The sequence below is a fragment of the Alkalimonas mucilaginosa genome (genome assembly GCF_036327005.1).
GTDB classification, from domain to species: domain Bacteria; phylum Pseudomonadota; class Gammaproteobacteria; order Enterobacterales; family Alteromonadaceae; genus Alkalimonas; species Alkalimonas mucilaginosa.
The window spans coordinates 47,839-54,267 of sequence record NZ_JAUGZK010000019.1; the positions used below are offsets into that span (position 1 = coordinate 47,839).

The window sequence follows — 6,429 nt, forward strand, 5'->3', positions numbered from 1 at the left end:
TATGCTGTTAATGCGCGCTGTTTACTCTTTCGGGCCTGGGCCTAAGTAGCGGTCCAGCCAGCCGGTAAATTCATTGAACCAGAACACCGAGTTATTCGGCTTTAAGATCCAATGATTTTCATCCGGGAAGAACACCAGCCGCGCATCCAGCCCCATGCCTTTGTACACACCATAGATTTCAAAGCCCTGGGTCACTGGTACCCGGTAATCCAACTCACCGTGAATAATCAGCATCGGTGTTTTAAAGTTGGCGGCATGCATGGAAGGACTGACTTGCAGCACTTGTTCCATACCATCCCAGGGGGCACCACCATAAGCATGCACCCGCTGTGAGGTGGTATCGGAAGCAAACTGACCTTTTAGGTTGTAGACCCCAGCGTGGTTTATCAATGCCTGATAGCGATCGGTATGGCCCGCTATCCAACTGACCAGATAGCCACCGTAGCTGCCACCGGCCGCCGCCAGGCGATTGCCGTCAACATAGGGGCGCTCTAACATAAAATCGATAGCCCGCTCCGAGTCAATAAAGGGCTTGGTTGGGTGATCGCCATGAATAGAAATGGCAAAGTCCTGACCGAAGCTGGTCGAGCCGTGGAAGTTCGGTAGAATGGTAATGTAACCGGCTGCAGCAAACACCTGCGCGTTCCAGCGAAAATGAAAGGTATCGCCAAAGAAGCCATGCGGCCCACCATGCAGCAGGTTCAGCACCGGCCACTTCTTGCTGGCATCAAAGTTTGGCGGGTACACCACAAACATTTGCACCGGGACATCATTGGCACCAGCATAGGTCACATTCTCCACCTTGCCCCAGTCGATGCTGTCTTGCAGCGCCTGATTCAGTTGGGTAATTTGACGAAGATCGCGGCCATTGGCCCGCACACTAAACAGCTCTGGCATCTGGGTCATACCATGGTGCACAAAGAGCAAACGGCCATCGGCGGTTTCAGCCAGGCCAGTATTGGTGCCGCCACGCAGCACTTCGCGAATGGCGCCGCCCCGCGCCGGCATGGCAAACAAGGAGGTCATGGCCCTGTCATCGGCCTGGAAGAAAATCTGCCGGCCATTGCGCGAATACTGCCAGTTGACCGGGCTGTGATCAAAGTCGCTGGTTAAAATGCTGGATTGGCCGCTACGTAAATCGTACTGCAGCAGATTGATCTGATCGGCGTAAAAGTCATTGCGCAAGCTACGGCCCCACAGCAGGTAGCGACCATCCGGGCTAAATACCGGATTGATATCCCGGCCGGTATTGTCGGGGCTTAGATTGACGTAGCTGCCACTGCCATCGGTTTGCAGCAACAGCACATCGGCTTTAAAGTCATCAAAGGGGGGCTCTGTGGTATTGGCCGATAACGCAATTTGCCGGCCATCGGGCGAGATGTCATAGCTGATACCACCGCCAATGTTGAAATAGCGCTGCCAGCCCGGCGTTAGCTCGGTCACTTCGCCGCTCGCCAGTTGCACCCGGAACAAGCGTGGATACGCCTCTTGCTCTAAGAAACGATCCCAATGCCGGTACAAGCGGTTTTCGGTGACAAAGGCCGAGACTTTGGAGTTGGCCTTTTCAGCTTGCTGCGCTTTCAATGCCGCAAAGTCGCCGTCAAAATCGGCTGGCACCTGGGCCATAAACACCAGGCTCTGACCATCCGGCATCCACTGCACGGCCGAGACGGCCACCGGCAAATCGGTCAGCTGGCGTGGCTCACCACCATCCATCCGCATTACAAAAATCTGGTTGCGCTCGGCCTGACGGCGCGACACAAAGGCAATCTTGCTGCCATCGGGTCGCCACACTGCCCCGCTGTCGCTGCCACTGGCCGGGAAGGTCAGTTGCTGGCTTTGGCCATTTTGCAGGTTCAACCAATGCAGGGCCGTGGTGCCGCGGTCGGTCTCCATGCTGTAGCTGCTAACACCGTACAGCGCACTTTTACCATCCGGCGCCATCACCGGTGCCGATGGCCGTTGCACCGCCCACAGATCTTCAGGCGTAAGTGGCCTTGGTGCCTCGGCCTGGGCCAGGCCCGCCCACAGCAGGCTGGCCGATAAAGTCAAAACCGCCGTCAGGCGGCCGGAGAAGCTGGGGATCATGAGCTATCCTCTGTCGTTATACCGCCGGCTACTTTAGCACAGCCGCAACGACAGCGGAAAAAGGCTCGGCTAATGGCAGGCTACAGGCGTTAATTGACCACCTGCAATATCGTCGCTAGCGCAGCACCGATACCAGACCATCACTGGCTTGATAGTGAATTTGGCAGCGGCCTTGTGCCTTGGCCTGATACAACAAGGCATCGGCTTGTTGCAGTGCTTGCTGCATGGCTTGTCCTTCCTGCAGCAACACCGCACCACCGCTGGCGGTTACTTCCAGATCGGCGATAAGCTCAAAGCGTAGGGCATTGCATAATTTGATCAGGTTATCCTCAACGGCATCCTCTCCCACCCCACGCAAAATCAGCAGAAACTCCTCACCTCCCCAGCGCAAGACCTGGTCGTCTTTGCGCACCGCCGTTATCAGACGCTCGGCCAACGCTGTCAAAACAGCATCACCCTTTTCATGCCCATATCGATCATTGATTTGCTTAAAGTGATCCACATCCAATAACACCAACAAATCGCCTTTGGCGTGCCCCATGGCCGATAAAGCCCTGCGATTTAACAGCTGAGTCAGCGGATCCCGTTTCGACAAATCATCCAACTGGGCATTCAAGCGTCGTACCTGCCGAATCGCCAGCAAGGCACCGGTCAGTCCCAACAACAAGATGGTCACCAGGCCTATGTACAAAGTACGTTCACGCTGCGCCCTTGTCAGGCGTTCATCCCGTAGCGCATTGGCCTGCTCCAGCAACTGAATACGCAACCCCTGCTCCTGGGCTTCAAATTGCACCTGCAACTCGCTGAATACACGGTCACGCTCAACCGCCAACACCTGATCCCGAATTTGGCGCTGTTGGCGCAATGCTTCATTCTCTTGAACCAATAACCCAGCTTCATGGTAGGCATCTGCCAGATGTCCCAACATAATGCCCTGCATACCAGGCGTGGCCAGGCCCGAGAAAGCGGCATAGGCCTGCTCCATCATGGGCAAGCCCTGCTCTACCAGATCTTGCAGCACCAGCACATAGCCAATGTTAAAACGCATCACATGGATTTCGCGGTCATTGCCTAATCTTTCTGCAATAGCAATCCCTTGGTCTAAATAAGTCAGCGCCTGCTCAAACTCTCTGCGATGCAAGTGCACCGCGCCCAGATTGTTAAAGCCCAGCATCTGCACCCGACCCAAAGCCTGTGGATCCTTTACGGCTGTAGCCGCTTTAAAATCAGCCATAACCTGCTCTGTGGTGCCCTCGGCCAGTTGAGCCGCTGCTCCACGTACCAGATAGAGTTCTGGCAGCAACAGATCCAGCCCATGCTCGTAAGAGGCTTGCAATGCTTGCGAGGCAATTTGAATGGCATAATGGTAATTCTGCAACCGGCTCTGAATACGGGCCAATTGCAACTGCAAATACTGCCGCCGGTAGTCAGTGCCCCGCATATCCAGCAACAAAATTTCATGGTGCGCTTTTAGAAAAAAATGCAGTGCTTGCTCCAGCTCGCCATTGGCTTTCAATACCCGACCAAGCTGTAAATGCAACTGGAACTGCAAACGTGGCGTTAGATCGTGTGCCAACAAGGCAACCACTTGTGGCTGCAATGCCAAGGCGTCTTTGTAATGTTGCTGCTGCAGTTGCAGCTCCAGCAAAGCATTCAATACTTCCAACTGCGCTTCCACCGAAACCTGCCCGGCCTGCAACAGCAGCGCCTGCAAAGCCTGCCTGCTTATCTCAGCCTTTGCAGGCTCCATGCCTTGTGTCAGTAAACGCATGGCTTGCACCCGATACCAGGTGTCTGAGTTTGTCTGTTTTTGAAGGTCATGCAACCAGGCATCCAACTGCTGGCTGGAAGGGAAGCGAAGCGGCCACTGGATGTCAGCATCCATCTGCTGCTCAATACGGGGAATACGCTCGGCAAGGCTGTGCCAGGACAACACAGTAAGGGAAACAAACAGCAACAATCGATACATAGCAGATCCTTCTCTCAACCAACCAGTAATGGCAGCAGCGACTTTGGCAAAGCGCCAACCGCAGCAACCACCCACTACAACATAGACTCCTTCCTCCAATTCATAGGGCACTTTTCAATAATCTAGCCAGCTCCGTGCTGGATTTGCAAGCATTAAAGCAAGAAATTGCTAATTTAAACTGCCAGGCTTCAGGCTCGGCCCCCATAAACGATAAAAGCCGCTGACAGCGGCTTTTGAAAAGACAGTTTGTAAGTTTCAACGGTGGGTGAATCGACGCCCTGCCCCCAGCAGCAACAAACCAAGAGCCATCACACCCATGGTCGCAGGTGCCGGCACTGCCGCCACACCTTGCTGCGCCACCACGCTCACACCATCCAGAAAGTTGCCGATGGTGCCGCTGTTGTGCGAAGTAAAACGCAAGGTGGTATTGGTATCGGTCGCAACAAAGCTGCTGCTAAAGAAGCTCCAGCCACGGTTGGTGTGATCGTTCAGCGTTTGGCTTAAATCCGCCACCGTCACTTCAAACTGCTCATTGCTGCCGTTACGGGCACGGTAATAAAAACTCAGTTCATAGCTCTGACCAATATCTGTGGCAAAGCTCTGGAAAATCGACCAGGCACCCTGATTGCTGCCATGCGCATTCAGCTCAATAAAATGATTGCCAGTCACCGCCTGCACACCATTCATTAAGTTCCAGATTTCGATATTGCTGCCCTGCCAGCCTGGTACTTGGCTGGATGGCATCCAGGTCCAGGAGTTGGGGTTAATCGGGTTGGCTTCAAAATCGCCGTTTACAATCAACGACGCCTGACTGCTAAAACTGGCGATTGCCAATACAGCAGCACCTACTACAGAACGAACAAGTGCAAATGACATTTTTGGTCCCTCAAATACTGGTTAAACTACCCGCTCATTGTACCAGTTAACAAATGACTACGGAACAAAAATTAATCAGCTTTGTTAATCAGTGGGTTGGAGGTTCTTTGGTGAGCTCATGCTTTTCGTTGTAACGGTGGCCTTTGTTGTTGATTGCTGCTAAAACAAGGGTATTGGCTCAAAATACCAGATTCTTATGAATAGCGATTCAAAAAGCATCGAGATTTGGCTCACCAGCAAAGAAGCCAAAAAAGCGCTGAAAATATCTGATTGCCAATTAATGCATTTACGGCTGGCCGGAAAGTTACCCTTTCGAAAAGAAGGCAATCGCTACCTTTACCTTCTTACTAAGTAATCAGTATGTTGACGGTATAATGTCGCTATTAAACGACAGGCCAATGGTTAAAACTTCTCAATGAGACTCCTGAATCAGCAAGACTTACAGGATTACATCGACTTTATCGAAAACGAACAATTTACTGGCCGTTTTCTCAGTGAGTTCGTTGCCGACACACAGCGCGTATACCGTGCTGATGACAGGCCCTGGGTGATTGGTTACAGCGGCGGCAAAGACTCCTCTGCAGTCATGACCCTCGTCTACTTTGCCCTGCTCGGTTTAAAACCCGAGCAACGCCATAAACCAGTTTTTGTGGTGGCATCGGATACGCTGGTCGAAACCCCCATGGTGGTTGACCATGTCAATAACTCCCTAAAGGCCATTGAGTTAGGTGCCAAGCGAGACGGCTTACCGATCAGCTGCCACAAAGTCGTTCCAGAATCGAATAACACCTTCTGGGCCAATATGCTTGGAAAAGGCTACCCAGCCCCAACACGCAGCTTTCGCTGGTGTACCGAGCGGATGAAGATAGACCCTGTCAGTAAGTTTATTAAAGACAAAGTCAGCAATTACAATGAAGTGATAGTGGTACTGGGCTCCCGCTCACAAGAGAGCGCCTCTCGCGCCCAGGTCATTAAAAAACACAAAATTGACGGCTCGGATTTAGCGGTGCACACCACCTTAGCCAATGCCTTTATCTACACGCCTATCGACACCTGGCATGTAGACGATGTTTGGAAAATACTGCGGCTGTGCCATTTAGAGTCCCAAGAAACAGCTTATGGCGTCAAAAACAAATGGTTCGACCGTTACGATTTAGAGTGGGAAACCCCCTGGGGTGGTCGTAACCTCATTTTGTGGAACCTGTATAAAGACTCTTCAGGACAGGGTGAGTGCCCGCTGGTCATTGATGAAACCACCCCATCTTGTGGTAACTCGCGCTTTGGTTGCTGGACCTGCACCGTGGTTACCAAAGATCGCGCGATGGAAAGCCTAATCCAAAACGGCGAAGAGTGGATGGAGCCGCTATTAAAGTACCGCAATATTTTATCACGCAGCACGTCGCCCAAGCTGAAGAAAAAATACCGCAACCATATACGCCGCGATGGCAGGCTGGCTTTCAAAACCCTGCGTGAAGATAAAGAGCGCATCTTAACCG

Annotated in this window: 4 protein-coding genes; 1 reads left to right on the forward strand and 3 read right to left on the reverse strand. The window is 52.5% G+C overall.

All coding sequences use genetic code 11. The features are described from left to right. Positions 1–21: 21 nt before the first annotated feature. The 3 genes from QWF21_RS17195 to QWF21_RS17205 all read right to left on the reverse strand — a co-directional run bounded on the left by QWF21_RS17195 (position 22) and on the right by QWF21_RS17205 (position 4,933). A complete protein-coding gene (locus tag QWF21_RS17195) occupies positions 22–2,088 on the reverse strand; it encodes a S9 family peptidase (RefSeq protein WP_330089286.1) in 2,067 nt (688 codons plus the stop codon). 115 nt (positions 2,089–2,203) lie between these two features. Then, a complete protein-coding gene (locus QWF21_RS17200) occupies positions 2,204–4,057 on the reverse strand; it encodes a GGDEF domain-containing protein (protein WP_330089287.1) in 1,854 nt (617 codons plus the stop codon). 255 nt (positions 4,058–4,312) lie between these two features. Continuing rightward, complete coding sequence (locus QWF21_RS17205) at positions 4,313–4,933, reverse strand: DUF642 domain-containing protein (RefSeq protein ID WP_330089288.1); 621 nt, start codon at positions 4,931–4,933, stop codon at positions 4,313–4,315. Positions 4,934–5,348: 415 nt separating this feature from the next. Here QWF21_RS17205 and QWF21_RS17210 point away from each other — a divergent pair. Next, positions 5,349–6,429 (forward strand): phosphoadenosine phosphosulfate reductase domain-containing protein (locus tag QWF21_RS17210; protein ID WP_330089289.1); only part of this gene is annotated, 1,081 nt, incomplete at its 3' end.